Below are 23,062 nucleotides of genomic sequence, written 5' to 3'. Positions count from 1 at the left end.
TACAGCTATAGACATACCAGCAGGAAAATAAACCTGATGAAAAAGCATTGGCGTATGCTGTACCCTAGTTATGCCTATACATTCTTTAAGTGCAAAAAAATCGACCAGGCTTTCGCCTGATCGATTTAACCGATGATGACATGTTCTTTCGGATAATGATATGTTTCTTTTACAATCTTACCTCGAATGATGAACAAGAAAGAGAGTATTCCTACACGACCGATGAACATCAATAGGATGACAATGATTTTGCCAAATGAGCTCAACTCTGGTGTCAGCCCCATCGATAAGCCGCATGTACCGAAGGCAGATGCAACTTCAAATACAATCGGGATCATTGGTGCAGATTCGCTATACATCAATAAGAGCACTGCGGTAACAAACATCATGACAGCAACACTTAGGACGACGAATGCTTTATGGACATCTTCCATCAACAGTTCACGTCGGAAGACTTTAATTGTCTGATTTCCTTTTGCAAACGACAGTATCGCTAAAATGACGATCACAAATGTCGTGGTCCGGATACCTCCACCTACAGAACTTGGGGAAGCACCAATGAACATCAATGCAGATAGAAACAACTGGGTCGGCTCTGAAAACAAATTCATGTCCATTGTTGATAAACCGCCGCTTCTCGTCGTAACGGATTGGAATAAGGAATAAAACAAAGCTTGATGCCAGGACTTATCTTCATAAAATAAATTATGTTCTAGTAAAATGATAAATAAAGTCCCTACCACAACTAAACACAAAAAAGTGACAGTTGTGAGCTTTGTAAAGAGTGAAAATTGATATCTCCCGTTTTTTGAAATCAGATATTCTTTTACTTCAAGAAGTACCGGGAATCCGATTGCACCTAATATCATCAGCAAAATGTTGATGAACTGTACAAAATAGTCATTTGCGAATGGACGTAAGGATTGTCCAGTGATATCAAACCCACCATTTGTGGTCGCACTGACGGAAGCAAAGAATCCTTGTATAAATGATTGTTGCCATGTATCAAAATAATTCATGAAATAGACACCTAAGATCAATGTGCCAATCGACTCGATGATAAGGATCAGAAACAGAATCTGCTTCATGATTCTGACAAGGCCTTGAAGGGTCGAGAGGTTTTGATCAGCCATGATCAGTTGGCGTTCTTTCAGAGTAATACGCTTACCCACCAACAACCAGATGAACGTGCCCAGGGTCATGATTCCGATTCCACCGAATTGCAAGACAAAAGCTAAGATGAAATAACCGAATTCATTGAAGGTTTCTGCTGTATTGACTACAGTCAATCCTGTAACACTGATGGCACTGACCGCGGTGAATAGAGCATCTATGAAAGACCATTCCATCCCGCCACGATGAGCGTATGGCAGACTAAGCAGCGAGGTTGCCAGAACTACTGCACCGAGATAGAATAATATGATCATTTGTACGGAAGTTAAACGTATTTTACGTAGTCTTGGGTTTCTTTTCATTTTCATACAACCTTTACTGTGCCATGTATAACGAATCTATCGTACCTAATTTACGTCTGCCTGAAAACCCTATTTATTAAAATAGTCTTCCCTTATTTGTAAATCGATTTGTTTTTTTCTTTATTTTTTTATTAACACGCTTGTCATTAGGAAGTATAATATTGGTATTGTTCATAAAGCCATTTCATCGAATACTAAACCTGTTCTTAAGCAATTGGAATTATAAGTATCATTTTTAGGAGAAAAAAATGAAAATTTTTTTGAAATACCTTTTATTTTGTTTACCTCATCATACCATTACTTACTTTATCGGTTCTTTTATGAAGGCTCCGTTCAGCCGATTTGCAATCAAGGCATATGTGAAATTTTATAAAATCGATATGAGCATGATTGAAAAGCCGCTTCATGAATATAAAAACCTAAACGAATTTTTCAAAAGAACCTTAAAACCACATGCACGGCCTGTGGATGCACACATTGATACATTAATAAGTCCTGCAGATGGTACAGTCACCCAAGTCGGTGAAATCAAAAACGGCACACTCATTCAGGCAAAAGGTGAATCGTATACCGTAGAAAGTCTTTTGAACGATAAAAACAAAGCACGAGATTTCCGTAACGGTTCCTTTATGACCATTTATTTAAGTCCAAAGGATTACCATCGGATCCACGCCCCAATTGACGGCTCTATTACTGACTATTCCTACATACCGGGTCGCCTTTATCCAGTAAATAAATTTGGAGTCGATGCGGTTAAGGGAATTTTCACAAAGAATGAACGGATTGCTACGTATCTCAATAGTGCTACAGGCCAATTGGCCATCGTAAAAATAGGCGCCTTGATTGTAGGAAGTGTGCAACTGGCGTTTAAGGATCAGGTTGAAGAACATCACAAAGGGCAACCATTGAAAAATACGCTAGAAACAATGCTCCCTGTTTATAAAGGCGATGAAATTGGTCATTTTGAGTTTGGATCGACTGTCATCCTTTTATTCGAAGAAAATCTGATTTCGATCAATCCCTCTATAGAACCTGGCTCATCTGTAAAAATGGGCCAACCGCTCGGCCATCGGGTGAAACGTCTTGAACAACAAATCAATTGAATGACCAAATCGACCTCAACCTCTAATAAGAGCGGGTCGGTTTTTTATTAGTCGAATTGTTAATTCCTGCGGTTACTCGGCGCAAAACTACAAGGATGGGATAAAAATCCGTGGTCTTGGGTCATAGATGGCTGCTAAAAACACATGCGTGATGTCTCTTCTGATAAGTGTATCTTCCAATCCCAGTTCCTTTTGTGATATCTCCGTGCAGTATCGAATATCTTTCCTGGTTTTCGAATTTCTCGATCCTCGCCTGGGCTTTTTCCAACTGTTATTCATGAACCAACAACAGGCAGATCTTGAATGGATAATTCCCCAATCAGCTTCGTAGCAAGAAATCTTGGGAATCCGGTAAAAAAGTAAACATTGGATGCATTATTTCCCTCCAATCGTTTTCATAAATTTAGATATCCGATATAATTCAGATAGAATCGATAAAAATAAAGGTGGCGATCGCATGCCGAATGTCTGGACCCACATATACTTTGGGGAAGTTGTATTAAAGCGCTCAGGAATCATCGATTTGAATGAAAAATCAGAACCATACTTCAACTTTGGTACCCAAGGGCCTGATCCTTTTTTCTATCATAACTTCTGGCCTTGGAAGGAAACCTCTGTTACAGAAGTCGGGGACCGGATCCACCATGAACACTGCGGCGACTTCCTTTTGAAATTGATTGATCATACGAAAGAAAGACTTGAGGACGCGAAATTGACTGCATTTACGACCGGCTTTATTACACACCACATTCTGGACAGAAATACACACCCTTACATAAACTATCGATCCGGTACAAAAGGCAATCGTCATCAAAAGCTCGAAATCATCATTGATACATTTATGATGAAAAAGTACAAAAACATCGAAACCTGGAACACACCAGTGTATAAAGAGCTGGCAATCGGAAAAAAGCTTCATGAGCCGATCGAGAAAATGCTTGAAGAAAAGATCAGTGACACCTTCCCTGAACTTCATGAAAAAATGCCAGCTGGATATGTACAACAGTCCTATCAACATATGCAAAAAGCATTACGTGTCCTATACGACCCGTTAGGCTGGAAAAACAAGCTTCTAAAAGAAAAGGTCCAGCCCTTCTCCTATCAAAAACATGTTGATGATGTCGATTATTTGAATGAATCAAAAACGCCATGGAAACATCCTGCCCAATCCGATGAGCATCATGAAGAATCGTTTATGGAATTGTTTGAAAACGCAGTCGATGAAGGAACAGAAATTCTCACACTACTAAAAGGATATTGGTATGATGACAATATGGAGCAATATGAAAAGTTGAAAGAAAAGCTTGGTAATGTCTGTTATGACGTCGGCAAGGACTTATCCTTACGCCTCGAAAACAAACAATACGAACCGATTTTATAAAAAATGTACAAACCAAAGCCAGGGCTGTCTCCAAAAGAGGCAGCCCATTCCTTTGGTTACATCGTTAAGTCTGAGGGATAACCCGCTTCCTTCTTTCCTTTATCGATATCGACACGTGAAAGGATGAAGATTCCAGCAAGGAAGAAGATGATCAGCGACACGATACCAAGTCGCGTTGACCCTGTGAGCTGACCGACGATTCCGAAAACAAATGGACCGAAGATCGCAGAAAATTTCGCGGATATACCATAAAATCCGTAAAATTCCGCATGACGATTCTCCGGTACCATGCTTCCGAAGATCGATCGGCTCAACGCCTGAGCCCCTCCTTGTACAAAACCGACCATAATAGCAAGCGCGTAAAAGTGTGCAGCAGTTTCCATGAAATATCCTAAAAGAACAATGACCACATACGTCCATAAAGCAATATAGAGGGCACGCTTCGCTTGTAGTCTTTTCGCAAGGTACCCGAAAAGGAAAGCGAAAGGAATACCGACAAACTGAGTAATCAATAAGGCTGCGATTAGATCATTTGAGCCGATACCAATATCTCTTCCATAAATCGTGGCCATTTTGATGATGGTCGATATCCCGTCATTAAACAGCCAAAATGCGACTAAGAATAACAACAGCTGCTTGAACTGTTTGATTTCCTTGAAGGTCGTCAACACCCGTTTGAAGCCTATTTTGAAGTAGGATCCTTTTATCTGAGGCTGCTCATGCTTCACTTCTTTTATATTACGGAACATCGGTATCGAAAAGATGAACCACCAAACACCGACACTGGCAAAGGAAATCTGTGTAGCGAGCAGCGAGTTCGGAATGAAAAACCAGGATGGATTCATGATCATCATCAGGTTGATGAGGAGCAAGACTCCCCCGCCGATATAACCGAAAGCATAGCCGCGGGCAGATACCCGATCGATCTCATTCTTAGAAGCGATTTCCGGTAAGAAGCCATCATAAAACACGTTTCCGCCAGAAAACCCAATCGTCCCAGCAATCAATAGGATTGAGGCGAGAATGTAGTCGCCTTCACCAACAAATGCGAGGAGGATACTTGCAAGAATCCCCATATAAGCGAAAAATCGAAGAAACTTCATTTTAGAATTCGAATGATCTGCAATTGCCCCCAGAATCGGTGCCAATAAAGCAACGATTAATACAGCGATGGATTGCGAATATCCCCAGTAGGCTGTCGCGGTCGTCTTGTCGATATTTTTGGCAGCGACATCATAATAGAAAATCGGCAGCACCGCAGCCATGATGGTAGTGGCGAAAGCTGAGTTGGCCCAATCATACATCGTCCAGGAATAAACCTCTTTTTTCTTCATTTTAAACCCCCTTGTCCTTTCCTCTTCAACCTGATAACCCCTTACTATGAGTATATGTTCTCTTGATAATAGAAATCTCTTTACTTAATTCGCTTCATACAGTTCGTTCCCCTTTTTTCGTTTCTTTTGATAGCACTTTATTGAGACAGTTTTAGTTCTTAACTTCCTGTTCCAATCAAGGCAGTTTTGAGACAGGTTCACGCATGATCCTCCTCTTCCTGTCCCAATCAGAGCCGTTTTGAGACTGGTTTGCGTTTCTACTTCCTTTCTTGTCCAATGGTTAAAAAAAGACCTCAGCATCTGACAAATGCTGAGGTCTTCCGTTGGTTTACTCTTTTCAAACAGCTTGAGATTCTTTTACTCCTTGCTGCAGTTGATACATTTGATAGTACTTGCCTTTCGCTTCCATCAGTTCATCGTGTGAACCCCTTTCGACGATTCGGCCGCGATCAAGCACGAGGATCTGATCAGCGCTTTTAATCGTAGAAAGTCTGTGAGCAATGATGAATGTTGTACGTCCTTTTTTCAAGACCTCCAATGCTTCCTGGATGATTGCCTCAGTTTCCGTATCGATGTTCGCCGTCGCTTCATCCAAAATCAGAATCGCTGGATTATATGCAAGCGCCCGCGCAAAGGAAATGAGCTGTCTTTGACCTGCTGACAATGTGCTTCCTTTTTCGATTACGGGCTCATCATATTCTTTGGGAAGCTGTTTGATAAACGGTTCTGCCCCGACATCACGTAATGCTTTTTCTACCGTCTCTCTCGTAATCGACGGGTCATCCAAGCTTACATTGGATGCGATCGTCCCTGTAAAAAGGAACGGATCCTGAAGTACGATCCCCATATGCTTACGAAGATCTTGTCTTGTCATCGTCTGGATATCCTGGCCATCGATCATGATTTTCCCATGTTCTACATCGTAAAAACGGAACAACAGATTCATGATCGAACTTTTTCCGGAGCCAGTGTGACCGACAAGAGCGACGGTCTGGCCTTGTTCCGCTTCAAAGGATATGTTCTTCAACACATTTTCATCTTCTTTATAAGCGAAAGTGACATCGTCAAAAACAACATTCCCTTTATAACGGGAAATCTTCGTATCTGAAACGTCCTCTCCTTCACGATCAAGTAGTCGGAAAACCCGCTCACCTGAAACAAGTGCCTGTTCAAGGTTTGCTAGCTGCGTTACGATCCCTGTAATCGGTTGGAATAGACGGTTCAAGTAATCGACGAATGCATACAGAACACCTACTGAAACAGCAGTCGTCGCTGTCAATGACGCCCCACCGAAATACCAGATCAACGTAACGAATGCTACGTTACGAAGCAGGTTCACGAGGTTATGGGACATCAAGGCATCCAAACTCAAGAGCTTGTTGCGATAACTAAAGTATTCTTCGTTGATCTTCTCAAATTCATCTGTCGTCTGCTTTTGACGGCGAAACGCCTGGATGATTGTCATCCCCTGGATCGATTCGTTGATCATCGCATTCAGATCACTCAAACGCTGACGAATGAGGTGATTGTATTTGGAAGCATATCTACGGTACATAATGATCCAGACGAACATGATCGGAATGATGACTGAACAAATCATCGCCAATCGTACATCAAGGAAAAACAATGCAGTCAAAATTCCGAAGATGTAGATGATCCCAGTAAAAAACTGAGCTAAAACCGTTACATACAACTCACGGATCGCTTCTGTATCATTCGTGATTCTTGAAACGACCTTACCAGCTGGTAAATTATCAAAATAATTGACCGGAAGCCGCTGGATCTGTCCGAATACATCTGTCCGCATATTCTGGATGATCCGGTTCGCCGACTTCTGCAGGATATATTTTTGCCAATACGTGAAAATAGCTGATACGACCAGCAAGCCCATATAGAATGCACTCAAATAGATGAGCCACTTCACTTCCGGCCGGTAAAACGCCAAAAGTTGATCAGTCGATAATTCTTCTGCTTCGTATACAGCTTTCTGATTTCCTTTTTCAATGGTGATCGAGCTGCCATCAACTGAACGGTTTCCATCAAACTCAATCGGTTCATTTATAAAGAAGTAGTCTCGCTTTATCTGAAGAATCCGGACCTCCTCGTATTGAGAAACATCTCCATCAAAATACTCAGTGCGAATATAATGATTCCCTTTATACTCGACGGTGTCCTCACCAGCGTTCTCCACCTGTATCCACGGCTTTTCGATGCCGAGGATGTGATTATCAATCATCTTTTTTGCGATGAAAGGACCTGTCAGTTCAGCACTGACAGCAATCGTCAACATCGCTAATGCCATGATGATCATCTTTTTATATCTTAATGCGTATTGAAATAATCGTTTTCCTACGCTCATTTTGTTACACCACACCTTCTGAGAAGCCGTCTTCTAACTGCTGTCTTTCATACTGCTGTTTGTACCAGCCTCTGTTTTTCAATAAATCTCCATGTGTTCCTTCTTCAATGACACACCCCTCATCCATGACGAGGATCCAATCTGCGTGTTGCACCGCAGACAGTCGGTGTGTCGTGATGAACGTCGTCTTACCTGAGCGTTCATTCCGGATGCTTTCAATGATTTTCGCTTCTGTTTTACCGTCTACTGCTGACATCGCGTCATCTAACAAAAGGATGTCTGGATTGACGAGCAATGCACGTGCAATCGAAATCCGCTGTTTCTGGCCACCAGAAAGTGCGACTCCTTTTTCACCAACCAGCGTTTTCATACCCTGCGGCAGGTTTTCGATGTCACCGGTTAACGAGGATAGCTCGACGACTTCGTTCAAGCGTTTTTGAGAAGTTTCTGTTACGCCAAACTGGATGTTCTCTTTTACCGATCTGGAAAAGAGTACTTGCTGTTGTGGTACATAGCCCATCCAGCTCTGAATCTGTGAAACCGGAATCTCATCAATCGGAACACCGGAAATTGAGATCTCTCCTTCACCTAATGGATATTCCCGTAAAAGCTGCTTAATCAATGTCGTCTTTCCGCTTCCCGTTTTCCCGACAATTCCAAGTGTTTGCCCTTGCTTCAATGTGAAGGACACATCTTTCAAGTTATCGACCTGGGAACTTGGATAACGGAAGGTTACGTTCTTGAACTTGATTTCACTAGCTTCAGAGATTGCTGAGATCTTTTCGCCATCTTTTACATCTGGTTCATAATCGAGCGTATTGTTGACCCGGTCCAGGGAAGCGTTACCGCGCTGCATGATATTGATCAGTTCCCCGATCGCAAACATCGGCCAGATCAACATCCCGAGATAAACGTTGAAAGAAACGAGTTCTCCTAATGTGATTGTTTTATGGAATACGAGGTACGCTCCGTATCCTAATCCAATCAGATAACTCACACCGACCAGCACTTTGATCGTCGGCTCGAATAGTGAATCAATCCGGGCAACAGAAACGTTCTTTTTGTAAACATCATCCGCTAGATTCTCAAAGCGTTTATGGTCTGCTTTTTCTTGGACATAAGCCCTGATGACACGAACGCCTGAAACGGATTCAAGCACCTGGTCATTCAACTCTCCGAATGAATCCTGGGCCGTAGTAAACCGTTTATGCATCATCTTTCCGTAACGGTTCATGAGAATGGCCATGATCGGAAGTGGCAGCAAGGCTGCGAGTGTCAGCTTCCAACTGATCATGAAGCCCATTACGAAAAGGATTGTGATTAAGAACAACGTTGAATCAAGTAATGTTAATATTCCGAATCCCGCTGTCATCGATATCGCTTTCAGGTCGTTTGTAGCTCTTGCCATCAAATCACCTGTGCGATATTTTTCATAAAAGGTCGGCCTCATTTTCAACAAATGGCGCATGAAACTAGAGCGCATCGTACGCTCGACCAGAAATGCTCCTCCGAATAGCTGATACATCCATATGTAACAAAGGATGTAGTTCACAACCATCAGTGCAAGATAAAAACCGACGAACTGGAATAATCGTTCTGCCGTCAAAGATCCAATCGTCATTTCATCGATCGCCATTCCAATGAGCTTTGGCGGCACGACCTCGATCAAGTTGACGATTTGAAGCAAAACGATCGCTATCGTATAACGCTTCCAATGTTTTTTAAAAAACCAACCTAGTTTGATTAATACTGAAAACATGCTTTATCCCCTCTCTTGCCTTGGTTCTATCCGTTTAGTTGTCAGCCGCCTTCAATCCGATCCAGCAGCCTTGAAGTGTTTTTGTTTTTTACGTGCATCTTCATTTCTCCCTTCACATTTTGAAAAATAGTGTTCAATTAGAACTTCATATATAAGAAAGTTTGGTAAAGATCCAAACTATTCTTCCCTGGTTTTGATAAAAAAACTTGGCAAAGCCAAGCCTTGGCACAGGCTGAGCCTTAGTTGCGCTTATACTGAAGAATGTATTTCTATACATTCTTTAAGTAGGACAAAAAAAGTATGCCGCACGTTCGCGACATACTTCTTCCTGGGTAAATGGGACAGAAATATAAAAGCTCACGCCGAAAAATTGGGCGTAAGCTGATCAGACACTTTATTTATAAAAGTCAGAAAAAGGTCTTTATCGGTTCACGCCACACTTTATGAAGTTGTTTGAAGAAAATACGACAATTTCTTGTTTCTGAATGATATCGATATATTTTTGCATGACGCTAACCTCCTTTTCTTTTTTATGATTTATCTTTATTAAGTACTATAAAAGTTTATACCAACCGTTTCCATTTGGCAATAGACTTTTGCCTATTTTTCAAATTTTTTTACAATTTTACATTCTTGGAAATCCTCTCCCTTTCTGCGGGCGTAAGAAAAGCGGAAGCGCCCCGCTTAGTTGCGAAGGTCACTGGAAAACGGACGAGGAGGCTGTCGCCACCGCTGGAAGTTTGAAGGGATCCAAGTGACTGGTCGCTGAGCTAGACATCACTTCATGCATTAGCCCTAAATCCGCAAGCCCCTCACTTGCACAGGATCTCAACACAAAAATGAAATCATTTTCGTGTCTGCGATGAGAATTCTTAGAAGCCTTCCTTATGCTGGCTTCGACGTTCACCATAGGACGTACTTGTACAGGATGTACTGACTTCGACGTTCACCATAGGACGTGGTGGTATTTAGTCGAAGTTCATTATTATAGTCGAAGATCCTTTTAAAAAACTGCGGGGTCTCGCTTGGCTCGCTTTTCCCGCAGGAGTGTCGTGGATTTCCTTTAATAAAATTTCAGAAAACAATATTCAGCTAGCATATTATTTCTTTACCCAATATTCACTGCACTCTTTGTTCCGATCTAGAAAGCCATATTCGATGAGATACCGTCTGACGGTCACATAGTCATCAATGACCGGCTTCAGCACTTCATTCACTTCCATTTCAGTATAGACCCGCTCAGGATCGAACTTCCGGATAATGTGCTGCAAAACGATGATCTTCCGCTTTTCCTTACTCGGAAAATGAGTAATCGGACCATCTAGACCTTTTTTAAAATAAGTCGATAATACTTTTTCCCTTTCCTTTGTCGTAATTGCATAACGTTCATCCACTTGCGTCGCCCCTTTATGAATTTGGACAAGGTCATCCTTCTGATCAGCCTTTTTCAACATTTCCATGATCGCAAGGAACACCTTTGCCTGTTTTTCTTTTTCCTTCAGCTTAAACCGATGTGTCCGGATCGTCGATGTACTGCCTACATCTAGTTGTTTTGCAATCTCCTTATCGGATTGGCCGCTCTTGAAGCTCATCAGGATTTTTCGTTGTACATCAGTGAGTCCCGTGTACTTTTTGTTCATGCTTAACAAATAATCAAGCATCGATCCATGTTCATCAATGATATGCTGTTTGATTGCACGTTCTGCCTCCATGTACAGTCCATCTGTCCAAGGAAAAATCAATCCTATCTGAAAGCTTTTCCGGCAAATGAGGCAGGTGAATTCCTCTGTCGTTTGATTGAATGTATAGCCTTTTTTCAAGTCATCTGTATCGGCATCCCAAAAAAGGTCTCGGCCACTCATAATTATAAACACTCCCATTAAACGTCCTCTATTTAGTAAACATTTTATACTATTGTTTATTAATATTCAACGCTTATTTGGAAGGTGAAGCCAAATTTTCCGTAGTTGTACCTTCAACTTTTGATTTTGGTCAACTTACCACCAATACGTGAAATCCCATAAAGAAAACTTAGCAAAGCCAAGCCTTTGGCGCAGGCTGAGCTTTAGTTGAGTTGATATTGAAGAACGTATTATATACTTTCTTTAAATGTAAAAAAACCGCCTATTATGGCGGTTTTAGCAATCGTTCTATAAGTTCTTCTTATGCACGGCTTTGCCATCGTATGTGAAGATGACGCCTTTGTTTTCGACTTTGGTTTCAAGATGAACGGATCTTCCCCATAGATGATGGATGTAAGGCAGTACTTTTTCAAGGTATTTCAAATCGAGTTCCATGTCTTCGAAATGATGAACGAGGTAGAGCTCTCCATTTTTCAAATAATCGCCGTTATTGACCGTGATATACGGAAACCCTCCATTCACCCGGCTGTTGATGAGTTGTTCGCGAACTTCTTCCCACATTTTTGTCGTAATTCTGTAATCCTTACCTTGTTTTTGGAACAGATACAAGTCCTCACGGTCACAGAGATCCTTCGTCAAATAGTTGCGGATGAACGAAATGTCCGACTCGATTTCACGGACTTCGAAGATCTTTTCCCTTCCGTCCCCCTTCTTGACCCCTTGCTTCTGCAATTCTTCTGACGGATTGTTATAGGTTTCCTCAATGTCTTCGAAAACCTTCAAACCGAGGTAATAAGGATTGATCGATGTCCTCGACGGCTGTACCACACCTGCATTCAGTTTGGCAAACTCGATCACTTCATCAGTCGTCAAGTCCATCTCCCGTAAGATCCGTGCATGCCAAAATGATGCCCAGCCTTCGTTCATGATTTTCGTCTCTAGCTGCGGCCAGAAGTACAGCATCTCTTCCCGCATCATCGAGAGGATATCCCTTTGCCAATCCTCCAGCTCCCGGCTGTATTCCTCAATGAACATCAGCAGATCTTTTTCAGGATGAGGCGGGATTTTCCGTTTCTTGTTCAATTTCTTCTTTTCTTTTTTCTCAGCCTCATCCATTTCCCACAGGTCATCATATGGAGTCGCTTTCCTTTCCAGCTCCTCTTCTTCCTCATCCAGTCTATAATTGAGCTTCGGTCTCATGATAGAAGGATCGATATGCTCCTGGATACTCAACACGGCGTCCAAGAAACTTTCGACTTCCTTTTTTCCATAGAGATGCTCATAATTGGCGATCCGTTCTGCGGTCGAAGTCATGCTTTCGACCATGTCCCGTCGGGTATTCGTAAATCGTATGTTGTTTTTGAAGAAATCACAGTGTGCGAGTACATGCGCAATAATCAATTTGTTCTGGATCAATGAATTACTGTCCAATAGAAATGCATAACATGGGTCAGAGTTGATGACGAGTTCATAAATCTTACTCAATCCAAGGTCATATTGAAGTTTCATTTTATGGAATTGCTTACCGAAGCTCCAATGGGAAAAACGAGTCGGCATTCCGTAAGCACCGAATGTATAAATGATATCAGACGGACAAATTTCATAACGCATTTGATAAAAATCAAGTCCGAATCCCTCAGCGATTTCTGTAATTTCATGAATGGCGTTTATTAACTCCTTGTGTTCATCAATGCTCATGCCAGTCCCTCCTAAAAAGGATTCTATAAGACAATGTATGTCAGAAATCCTTTTTCATGAATAGGAGAGTAAATTCGTCATCCTTCTATTTTTGCTGATTGCAAAAGCTGAGCAGTCGTCATGATCTCAGCGAATTCCTCATTCAGATTCACGATTGTCATCTGGTGGATATCTTCTGCAAGATAGATCTTTCCATCAGGTCCGCTTCGGTCGAAAGTGGCACACGCATCCTCAACTAGAATCGGATTCATCCCGAAATTTCCAGCCATTCTCGTCGTCGTTTCCACACAATGATTGGTGGTCAATCCCACAATGACCACTTTTTTACAATGGAGGTCAGTAACCCGTTGATGCAGGTCTGTTCCGATGAAAGCACTGTTCACCGTTTTCCGGATGATCACCTCATCGTTCAATGGCCTACAGTCTTCTTTAAAATCAACCCCATCTCCCTCCACATAAAACAATGAATCAGGACTATGAGAAACATGTTGCACAAAGATGATCGATCGGGAATTCGTTCTCCAATCATCAATCAGTGCTGCGATGTTCTTTTCAGCCTTGGGATTATTGCGGTCCCCCCAGTTCGGATGTCGGAATGCTTGTTGGACATCAATCACAATCAGTGGTGTATTTTGCTCTATATCCATACGATTACCTCCTCTGAATTACTCTCCATTCTTATTTCTTCATTATAATAAGGGACACCTTTTTACGGACTTTGATTAAACGAAATATTCTAAATAAACAGTCTACTAGTGGTGTGTAGAATTTCCAGCTTCCAAATACTACCCTCAGCCGAGATTATTTATCCTTAGAAGGGATTTGAATCATATAAAAGTCGATGAAAACGTTTACCTGGACTTTTTCGCCAATATGCAACCTATTTGGTTATAGCTGTTGAATTAATTTCCGTGAGTGTTACGATAAAAAACGTTGAATTGAACGGACATAAAAGGAGTGGTTACTTTGTTGAAACAACGTGTTGCCTTTTTAGGCGCTGGGAATATGGCTGAAGCAATGATTTCAGGAATCGTCGAATCAGGAAAATTTGCACCGGAACAAATCATTGCAACCAACCGTAGTAACCAAGAACGTTTAGATACAATCAAAACGAAATTTGGAATTGAAGCAGTAACGAAAGATCAATTGGATTTCAGTAAGATAGATGTCTTCATTCTTGCGATGAAACCGAAAGATATCGAGACGGTCTTAGCAGATCTTAAAAACCGCTTACGACCAGATCAATTGTTGATTTCAGTATTAGCTGGAATTTCTACCTCTTATATGGAAGATAACATGAATGAGCGTCAACAAGTCATTCGAGTAATGCCGAACACCTCCAGCATGTTAGGTGAATCAGCAACGGCAATCAGCCCAGGCAAGCATGTATCTATGGATCAGGTTTTACTGACAAAAGAATTGATGAAATGCATCGGAGAATCTTACATCATTGAAGAAGATCAAATGGATATCTTCACTGGCATTGCAGGAAGTGGTCCGGCTTACTTCTATAACCTGATGGAACACATGGAACAGGCAGGCTATGAAGGTGGTCTTGATCGTGAATTGGCGAGACAAATCGGAGCTCAAACCATCAGAGGGGCAGCTCAGATGATGCTAGAACGTGAAGAGACACCGACTCAGTTGAGAAAAAACGTCACCTCCCCGAATGGAACAACAGCTGCTGGATTGGAAGCATTAGCTGAACATGGCGGAGGGAAAGCGATTGCTGAAGCAGTAAAAGGAGCAGCTTCCCGATCAAAAGAGCTGCGCGAAGAACTCGAAAAAGTATTTGCTGAACAAAAATAAATGACAGTTAAAACAAACATTTAACAAGATAGATATTTAGGAGTGATGGAGAGACCAGTTATGGAAAAAAAACGAATCGTAATCAAAATTGGAAGTAGTTCACTAACAAGTTTACACGGAGAGCTTAGCCGTAGAAAAATAGAAAAAATAGTAGATGAAGTTGTTCGATTGAAAGATGACGGACATGAGGTCCTGCTCGTATCATCTGGAGCAGTAGCTGCAGGCTATCGTAAGCTCGGGTTCATCTCCCGTCCAGAATCATTGCCGGAAAAACAAGCGGCAGCTTCAATCGGCCAGGGACTTTTAATTGAAACCTACTCTGACCTTTTCATTTCACACGGATATGTAGGTTCTCAAATCTTGATTACACGTGACGATTTCAAATATGAAACACGATATAACAATGCAAGGAGCACATTGACTGTGTTGTTAGAAAGAGGAATCATACCGATCGTCAACGAAAATGACACGATCACGATGGACTTCTTGAAATTTGGGGACAACGACACTTTGTCTGCGAAAGTAGCAGGACTCGTAGATGCGGATCAACTCATCATTTTATCTGATATCGATGGTCTATTTGATGATGATCCTCGTAAAAATGAAAATGCTCAGTTGCTTGATCAGGTCCATGCAATCACACCTGAAATCGAATCTGCAGCAGGTGAACCTGGAAGTGCAGTCGGTACAGGCGGAATGAAGTCGAAAATCGACGCTTTCAAAATTTCACTAGCATCAGGAATCCCTGCATTCTTAGGAAAAGCCAACACGAGCAATATCATATACGATGCGGTCAATCGTGAAGCAAAAGGAACGTATTTCGAACCGAAAGAAGACAACGAGAACTTGAACCAGAAGAAACAATGGATTGCCTTCAATTCTGGTCCTGAAGGTGAAGTCACAATTGATGATGAAGTGAAGGTTTCCATTCAAGAGGGGAACACAAGCCTTGCACCGACTGACTTGCACAGCGTCAAAGGTCGTTTTGATAAAGGTGCCGTCGTACGCATCATGGACCTCAATGGCGAAAAGATCGGTCTAGGTGTCATGAAGTATTCATCGAAAGAATTGAAGAAAGTCATTGATAATAAAAAAGAAGATCAGCTGAAGGACTATTCCGTTGCTGCAGTTGAAAGTGAAGACATGGTCTGTCACCTGGATGCTGCTGTACCTGTAGGTGTTTAAAAAATTGCATTTGTTTGAGGATACCGGCTGTTATTTCGGTCTCGCTCTTTTATAAACTTTGACAAGTTCTAATGTTGATCAACCGATATTTGCGACACTCCTGCGGGAAAAGCGAGCCAGGCAAGACCCCACAGCGATTTAAGTGAGCGAGGAGGCTTGCGGATCGCCCGCGGAAAGGGAGCGAATTTCGGAGAAATCAACACCACCTTTTATAAAAACATTCGAAAGGAATTGATACCCATTACACTTACGATTGAAAAACCAAGTGTTGAAGAACAAGCGATTACAGCTAAGAAAGCTGCAAAAACATTATCTCTATTGACGACTGAGGAAAAGAACCAGGCACTGCATACAGTTGCAGACATCCTCGAAGCTGAATACGAAACGATTTTAAAAGCGAACGAAGAAGATCTTGCTCAAGGTCGTGAAAAAGGCTTTGACGCTGCGTTCATGGACCGTTTATCACTGAATAAAGAACGAATTTTCGAATTTGCGCAAGGTCTTCGTGAGGTATCAGAGCTTGAAGATCCGACAGGTGTGGTGAAATCAGACTGGACACTTGAAAATGGATTGAATGTACAACAAGTGAGCGTTCCGCTGGGCGTCATCGGAATGATCTACGAGGCACGCCCGAACGTAACAGTCGATGCGACTGGTCTTGCTTTGAAATCAGGTAACGCAATCGTTTTGAAAGGCGGATCTTCTGCCCTTTCTTCAAACAAAGCGATTGTCGAAGTGATGCATCGTGGTTTAGAACAGACTAAAATTCCGAAAGAGGCAGTACAGTTCATCGCCAGCACAGACCGCTCAGCGACTCAAGAGTTGTTTACGATGAAAGAACACATCGACGTGTTGATCCCACGTGGTGGAGGTTCCTTGATTCAAGCAGTCGTCAATAATGCGACTGTACCTGTACTTGAAACAGGAGTCGGAAACTGCCACATCTACATCGATAAAGCTGCTGAAGTAGAAAAAGCAATCAACATCCTTGTAAACGCAAAGACAGATCGGCCTGCAGTTTGTAATGCTGCAGAAACAGTCATCGTTCATAAAGAATGGTTGGATACGAATAAAGACGGCCTTATCAAGGCTTTTGAAGAAAACTCGATCACAGCACATGGTGATGATTATGCTCAAGCTATCCTTCCTGGAACCATCCCAGCTGGTGAAGAAGACTGGGCGAATGAATATCTTTCTACAGATATCGCTGTAAAAATCGTGAATGATGTGACTGAAGCGGTTGACCATATTGAAGAGTATGGCACGAAGCACTCTGAAGCGATCGTAACGGAAGATGATCAAGCTGCGAAGACATTCTTAGGTCTAGTAGATGCAGCAGCAGTCTATCATAACGCATCGACACGATTTACAGATGGTGGAGCACTTGGATTTGGAGCGGAAATCGGCATTTCAACTCAGAAGCTACATGCTCGCGGTCCAATGGGACTCCCTGCTCTTACCACCGTCAAATATGTAATGAGTGGAACTGGTCAAATCCGATAATTTACTGAAAAAGCTGATCTCCCACGTCATTTGTGGGGATCAGCTTTTTTGTATTATAAGGAATTTGTCACTTTGCGGGAATATCTGTTCACTTCCCAAAAAGTATATTAAACTAACAACTCGCCCCCTCATATCATTGTGAACTTGTACATATCTTTTTAGTATAGTTCTTTTCGGGGAGAGGTTGAGGATGAAAAAATGGTTTGCTATCTTCATAGGCAGTTTGTTTATTGGGGTCGGTATCAATGGTCTTCTTGCCCCTCACCATTTGCTCGATGGAGGCATAATCGGAATCAGTTTGATAGCCAACTATACATGGGGGTTTCAGCCCGGCCTAGTCATCATCTTTTTAAGTTTGCCTCTTTATGGACTAGCCTGGTTCTACCATCGTTCTTATTTTTATAATAGTTTACACGGCATGTTGATCTCGTCTTTTTTCATTGATGCATTTGCGCCAATTCGTCATTGGAGTCATCCCCCGCTTCTCCTTTGCGCTTTAATCGGCGGTTTTTTGGTCGGAACAGGTATCGGAATCATGCTCCAACAGGAAACTAGCACCGGAGGGACGGATTTACTTGCACAAATGCTGTCGCGGATGACAAAAGTGAATGTCGGAATCCTCATTTTCCTGATCGATGCAATCGTCATTGTATTCGGAGGTTTGATCCTCGGCACACAATCCTTCCTTTATTCCGTGATAACCATCATCGCAGTCGGAGTGACGACGACATTCATTACTTTGACAAAAAGCTCCCCTCCACTTACTAATTGACTCGCGGTGCCCAAATGATGATTGAAACACCGATAAGACAGACAATGGCTCCGAGAACATCATAGTGATCAGGTGTCTTTTTATCAATCAGCCATCCCCATAAGAGAGCCAAAACGATGAACACGCCTCCATAAGCAGCGAACACACGACCGAATGTGGGAAAAGCTTGAAAGGTTGGGACAATTCCATAAATGATCAAAACAAGTGCACCCACTATTCCATACCAATAAGGGGAGCCCTCACGTAACCAGAGCCAAAATAAATAGCCCCCTCCAATTTCAGCGAGTCCTGCAATGATAAATAATAAGATTGCTTGAATCACGATTTTCACCTCTCTAGTTCTTTATTCTCATGATTTTGCCTAGACAATGTTTAGCAACGCATTATCTTACATAGAATGATAATAAAAGTTTACCCTTGAATAACTGAATTCACGCAATCTTCAAGTTAGGTGATGATAACTGATGGCGATTTTCGTTATTTGTCCAAAATGCAAAGGCACCGGCAAAAAGTCTTCCCTTTTCTCTTTTATGAAGAAAAAGAAATGCCCCTCCTGCAATGGAATTGGAAAGGTCAAATCAAACAGAGACTTGATAAACACCCCACAGTAAAAGAGGCCTCCCTTAATCCACGTGCAGGCTGCTCCATGAATGGAGTGATCACGTAAGGGAAAGCCTCTTTTCTATTTTCAAAGGATTCGATTTACTTTATCCATGACATCCTTCTTGATGTTGAAAAGGTGTTTTTTGCTAGCTTCGAAAGTAGAGGATTGAACCCCAAAATAGAATTTGATTTTCGGTTCTGTCCCCGACGGGCGTAAACATACCCATGATCCGTCATCAAGTGTGTATTTGATTACATTGGATGGAGGCAGAACGATTTCTTCCGTTTCAGTAGATTTTACTAATAATCTTTCACGGCTTTGATAATCTTCGATGACAGAAATCGAGATCCCGCCAAATTCTGAAGGTGGTTGATTACGGAAAGTCGAAAGGATTTCCTGTATTTGTTCAGCACCTTTCTTCCCTTTCAGTGTCAACGATTCCAATCCTTCTTGATAGTATCCGTACTCTTCGAATACTTCCATCAAACCTTCATATAGTGTCATCCCTTTGGATTTATAATAGGCGCTCACTTCAGCAGCCATAAGGCAAGCCTGTACGGCATCTTTATCTCGGACGAAATCGCCAATCAGATATCCATAGCTTTCTTCGTATCCGAATAGGAATTCATATTCTCCCGAACGCTCATACTCACCCATTTTTTCACCAATGAACTTGAACCCTGTCAACGTATCGACAGTAGTAAGACCGTATTTCTTGGCAATCGTCCGACCGATTTCAGACGTAACGATCGTCTTCAATACAACACCGTTATCAGGTAATGTACCTAACTTCTTCTTTTGTTTCAATAAATAATTGAGTATTAAAGCACCAGTCTGGTTTCCGGTCAGCACAACGTAATTTCCTTGATTATCCTTTACAGCGACACCGACTCTGTCTGCATCCGGGTCTGTAGCGATCAGTACATCTGCACCTTCACGCTCTCCATATTGGATGGCAAGTTCAAATGCTGCGTGCTCTTCAGGGTTTGGAGATTTGACTGTTGAGAACTCAGGATCTGGCTTCTCTTGCTCACTGACGACCGTGACGTTTTTGAAACCTAAAGACTCCAGGCCTCGACGGACCGGAATGTTCGCTGTTCCATGTAAGGGTGTGAAAACGATTTTTAAATCTTCCTGTTCCTTGATCAATGCAGGATCAACGGAGATCCCGACTAATTTTTCATTATAGGGACGATCGATTTCTTCTCCGACGATCTTCAGCAGCCCAGTCTTTTTCAGTTCATCCTCATCGACAACTTCAATGTCCAATTCATTTTCAACATCATTCACGAAATTGATGACGTCATTCGCTGCTACGGGAGGGAGTTGACCTCCATCTTCTCCATACACTTTAAACCCGTTATATTCGGGCGGATTATGACTTGCTGTCACGACAATTCCTGAGAATGCGTTCAAATAACGGACTGCAAAAGATAATACCGGTGTCGGACGAAGATCTTCAAATACATAAGTCTGTATGCCATGGCGACCTAAAGTCTTGGCTGCTTCCATCGCAAATTCAGGGGACTTGTGGCGTGAATCATAGGCAATCACGACACCTCTTAACTTTACTTTCTCACCAAATGATTCTATGTACCGTGCCAGCCCTTCAGAGGCCTTCCGGATCGTATACATGTTCATCCGGTTCGTTCCAGGACCGATTTCCCCACGCATGCCCCCGGTTCCGAACTCTAACGTTTTATAAAAACAATCTTCAAGCTTCTCGTCAGAATCCTTCATTAAAAGAAGCTGCTCATGTAATTCTTCATCAAGTTGTTGAAAATTGCTCCAACGTTCGTAATCTTTTTTCCAGCTCATGACTTCCTCCTAAACTCTTTTATAAAACAGGTATATCACCATTGTATAAAAATTTCACTAATTCAACCACTTCTCTGGTGAAAATTTTCCAGAAACCTGACAGGATAATTGCACACCCTTTATAAAATTTCGTCAAACAAGGATGGTTCAGAAGGGCTCTTGCCATACTGAGACCTAATGTGCTGTCGAAACCAGTTTGCGGCAAATATCGCAGGGAGAATATGTCAATATTCCCCGGAAAATAAAGAAAACTTGGCAAAGCCAATCTTTAGTGGAGGCTGCGCCATAGTTGATCTTATACTTAATTGAAGGCTTTGATATCCTTTATTGTTGATTTTTGCGAAATTCACTCCCTTTCCAACGAAAAGCGGAAGCGACCCGATGAGTCACGTAGGCCACTGGAAAACGGACGAGGAGGCTGTCGCCGCCGCAGGAAGTTTGAAGTGATACAAGTGACTGGTCGCTGAGCTAGACATCACATCCAAGCATTAACCCTTATCCGCAAGCCTCCTCACTTGCACAGGATCTCAACACAAAATTGAAATCATTTTCGTGTCTGCGATGAGAATTCTTAGAAGCTTTCCTTATTGCTGGCTTCGACGTTCACCACAGGACGTACTTGTACAGGATGTACTGACTTCGACGTTCACCATAGGACGTGGTGGTATTTAGTCGAAGTCCATTATTATAGTCGAAGATCCTTTTAAAGAGAGTGGGGTCTTGCCTGGCTCGCTTTTCCCGCAGGAGTGTCGTGAATTTCAGTAAAATCAAACTTAGCCAGAAATCAACAGAATTATTTACCCCCCTAATTTTAAAAAGACAGGTCAAATACCTGTCTTTAAATCATTGTTCATCTTGTTTTTTCATAATCACTTCGTATAAGTCGCGTCGGCGGTCTCTCAATTGCATGACACTTCCTGACCGTCTATGTCTCCGTAAAATCTCTAAATCGACATCACCAACAACTACCGTTTCGATATTCGGGTTACATTCTCCGACAATCCCATCTCGAGGAAAGGTGAAGTCAGATGGCGTAAAGATGCCTGATTGCGCATATTGGATATCCATGTTTTCCGTTTGCGGCAGATTCCCGACCGTTCCTGATAATACCGTGTACACCTGGTTTTCGATTGCGCGAGCTTGCGCACAATATCGGACCCGTAGATATCCTTGACGATCATCTGTACAGAATGGAGTGAAGATGATCCGCGCTCCTTTATCGGTTACATATCTCGAAAGTTCTGGAAACTCGATGTCATAACAGATTAAGATTGCGATTTTCCCGCAATCGGTATCAAAGACGTTGACCTTATCTCCGGGACTGACTCCCCACCATTTCCGCTCATTCGGTGTGATATGCAGCTTGTACTGTTTTTCAATTGTTCCGTCTCTGCGGAATAGGTATGCGATGTTGTAGATCTTGCCATCTTCTTCGACAAAATGAGACCCGCCAATGATGTTTACGTTGTATCGGACAGCCAGTTCAGTGAAAAGTTCAATATAATCTTCTGTGTACTCCGTCAATCTACGGACAGCCTGGCTTGGACTTTTTTCATCCAAATATGACATCAGCTGGGTTGTAAAGATTTCAGGGAAAACGGCAAAATCCGAACCATAATCAGAAGCGACATCCGTATAATATTCAACCTGATTTGCAAATTCATCAAACGTATAGATCTGCTTCATCATATATTGGATCGTCGTAATGCGCACCGGGAATGACGTTTTGAAATGGCGTTTTGAGGTTGCCCGGTAATCGATATTATTCCATTCCATCAATGTAGCATGCGCATTGGATGCATCATCATCCGGCAAATAGGATGGGTTGACCCGCATCAACGTGAACCCGTTCATCAATTGGAAGGTTAGAACAGGATCAAAAATATTATGATTGACGACTTCTTTCACATATTCCCTTGGCGACATTTTATCAGCATACTTATGATAATACGGAATCCGACCTCCGATGATGATGCTTTTCAAATTCAGTTTCTCAGCCAGCTCTTTACGTGCTTCATAAAGCCTGCGGCCGATTTTCATACGCCGGAATTCAGGGTGGACCATGACCTCGATGCCATAAAGGTTGTACCCTTCAGGATCATGATTCGTAATATATCCTTCATCCGTAATCTCATCCCACGTATGTTTTTCATCATACTCATCGAAATTCACAATCAGACTCGAACACGTACCGACCACTTTACCGTCATATTCGACGCAAAACTGTCCCTCAGGAAAGATGTTGAGATGACTCTCAAGATGCTCTCTTTTCCATGGATCCATGTTTGGGAAACAAATCTCTTGTAATTCAAGGATTTGTTTGATATCTTTTTCCTCAATATTCCGAAGTATGATTTTCTTTTCGTATTTCGACTCATCAACCGATGACATGACGTACCA

16 protein-coding genes are annotated in these 23,062 nt (G+C 42.1%); 6 read left to right on the top strand and 10 right to left on the bottom strand.

Going from position 1 to position 23,062, the window contains the following annotated elements; genetic code table 11:
• Window positions 1–125: 125 nt before the first annotated feature.
• Entirely contained in the window at window positions 126–1,481 is a 1,356-nt protein-coding gene (locus KOL94_RS21990) for a TrkH family potassium uptake protein (protein WP_221568816.1), read from the bottom strand.
• A gap of 242 nt (window positions 1,482–1,723) precedes the next feature.
• Here KOL94_RS21990 and asd point away from each other — a divergent pair, with 242 nt between their 5' ends.
• Window positions 1,724–2,578 carry an archaetidylserine decarboxylase gene (asd, locus tag KOL94_RS21985; RefSeq protein ID WP_221568815.1) on the top strand — a complete coding sequence of 285 codons (855 nt, stop codon included), beginning with the start codon at window positions 1,724–1,726 and terminating at the stop codon, window positions 2,576–2,578.
• Between the two features lie 457 nt (window positions 2,579–3,035).
• On the top strand, window positions 3,036–3,959 hold the full coding sequence (locus tag KOL94_RS21980) for a zinc dependent phospholipase C family protein (protein ID WP_221568814.1): 924 nt from the start codon (window positions 3,036–3,038) through the stop codon (window positions 3,957–3,959).
• 56 nt (window positions 3,960–4,015) lie between these two features.
• Here KOL94_RS21980 and KOL94_RS21975 read toward each other — a convergent pair whose 3' ends face one another.
• From KOL94_RS21975 to KOL94_RS21950, 6 genes are all read right to left on the bottom strand, one after another.
• Window positions 4,016–5,293: an MFS transporter gene (locus KOL94_RS21975; RefSeq protein WP_221568813.1), complete on the bottom strand. Its 1,278-nt coding sequence runs from the start codon at window positions 5,291–5,293 to the stop codon at window positions 4,016–4,018.
• A gap of 337 nt (window positions 5,294–5,630) precedes the next feature.
• Window positions 5,631–7,652, bottom strand: coding sequence for an ABC transporter ATP-binding protein (locus KOL94_RS21970; RefSeq protein WP_221568812.1), 2,022 nt, complete (start codon window positions 7,650–7,652; stop codon window positions 5,631–5,633).
• 4 nt (window positions 7,653–7,656) lie between these two features.
• Window positions 7,657–9,411: an ABC transporter ATP-binding protein gene (locus tag KOL94_RS21965; protein ID WP_221568811.1), complete on the bottom strand. Its 1,755-nt coding sequence runs from the start codon at window positions 9,409–9,411 to the stop codon at window positions 7,657–7,659.
• Between the two features lie 1,100 nt (window positions 9,412–10,511).
• A complete protein-coding gene (locus KOL94_RS21960) occupies window positions 10,512–11,273 on the bottom strand; it encodes a DUF2087 domain-containing protein (protein ID WP_221568810.1) in 762 nt (253 codons plus the stop codon).
• A 288-nt stretch (window positions 11,274–11,561) separates the two neighbouring features.
• Window positions 11,562–12,971 (bottom strand): SpoVR family protein, encoded by a 1,410-nt coding sequence (locus tag KOL94_RS21955; RefSeq protein ID WP_221568809.1) that lies wholly within the window; start codon window positions 12,969–12,971, stop codon window positions 11,562–11,564.
• Between the two features lie 77 nt (window positions 12,972–13,048).
• Complete coding sequence (locus KOL94_RS21950) at window positions 13,049–13,618, bottom strand: cysteine hydrolase family protein (RefSeq protein ID WP_221568808.1); 570 nt, start codon at window positions 13,616–13,618, stop codon at window positions 13,049–13,051.
• Between the two features lie 319 nt (window positions 13,619–13,937).
• On the opposite strand from KOL94_RS21950, the gene proC reads away from it, so the two are divergent.
• The 4 genes from proC (at window position 13,938) to KOL94_RS21930 (ending at window position 18,240) form a co-directional block, all read left to right on the top strand.
• Entirely contained in the window at window positions 13,938–14,780 is an 843-nt protein-coding gene (gene proC / locus KOL94_RS21945) for a pyrroline-5-carboxylate reductase (RefSeq protein ID WP_221568807.1), read from the top strand.
• A gap of 60 nt (window positions 14,781–14,840) precedes the next feature.
• Window positions 14,841–15,965 carry a glutamate 5-kinase gene (gene proB / locus KOL94_RS21940; protein ID WP_221568806.1) on the top strand — a complete coding sequence of 375 codons (1,125 nt, stop codon included), beginning with the start codon at window positions 14,841–14,843 and terminating at the stop codon, window positions 15,963–15,965.
• A 240-nt stretch (window positions 15,966–16,205) separates the two neighbouring features.
• Window positions 16,206–17,468 carry a glutamate-5-semialdehyde dehydrogenase gene (locus KOL94_RS21935; RefSeq protein WP_221568914.1) on the top strand — a complete coding sequence of 421 codons (1,263 nt, stop codon included), beginning with the start codon at window positions 16,206–16,208 and terminating at the stop codon, window positions 17,466–17,468.
• 190 nt (window positions 17,469–17,658) lie between these two features.
• Window positions 17,659–18,240 (top strand): YitT family protein, encoded by a 582-nt coding sequence (locus KOL94_RS21930; protein WP_221568805.1) that lies wholly within the window; start codon window positions 17,659–17,661, stop codon window positions 18,238–18,240.
• On the opposite strand, the gene KOL94_RS21925 is transcribed toward KOL94_RS21930, so the two are convergent.
• The 3 genes from KOL94_RS21925 to KOL94_RS21915 all read right to left on the bottom strand — a co-directional run bounded on the left by KOL94_RS21925 (window position 18,233) and on the right by KOL94_RS21915 (window position 23,053).
• Window positions 18,233–18,562: a YnfA family protein gene (locus KOL94_RS21925; protein ID WP_221568804.1), complete on the bottom strand. Its 330-nt coding sequence runs from the start codon at window positions 18,560–18,562 to the stop codon at window positions 18,233–18,235. The genes KOL94_RS21930 and KOL94_RS21925 overlap by 8 nt on opposite strands.
• A 366-nt stretch (window positions 18,563–18,928) precedes the next feature.
• Complete coding sequence (locus tag KOL94_RS21920) at window positions 18,929–20,662, bottom strand: phospho-sugar mutase (protein ID WP_221568803.1); 1,734 nt, start codon at window positions 20,660–20,662, stop codon at window positions 18,929–18,931.
• Window positions 20,663–21,505: 843 nt separating this feature from the next.
• Window positions 21,506–23,053, bottom strand: a complete 1,548-nt coding sequence (locus KOL94_RS21915) for a bifunctional GNAT family N-acetyltransferase/carbon-nitrogen hydrolase family protein (RefSeq protein WP_221568802.1) — start codon at window positions 23,051–23,053, stop codon at window positions 21,506–21,508.
• Window positions 23,054–23,062 lie beyond the last annotated feature (9 nt).

It is taken from the genome of Alkalihalobacillus sp. TS-13 (assembly GCF_019720915.1).
Lineage (GTDB): Bacteria > Bacillota > Bacilli > Bacillales > Fictibacillaceae > Pseudalkalibacillus.
Note: the sequence above shows the minus strand (reverse complement) of the source record. Positions and strands in the feature narration are given on the sequence as shown.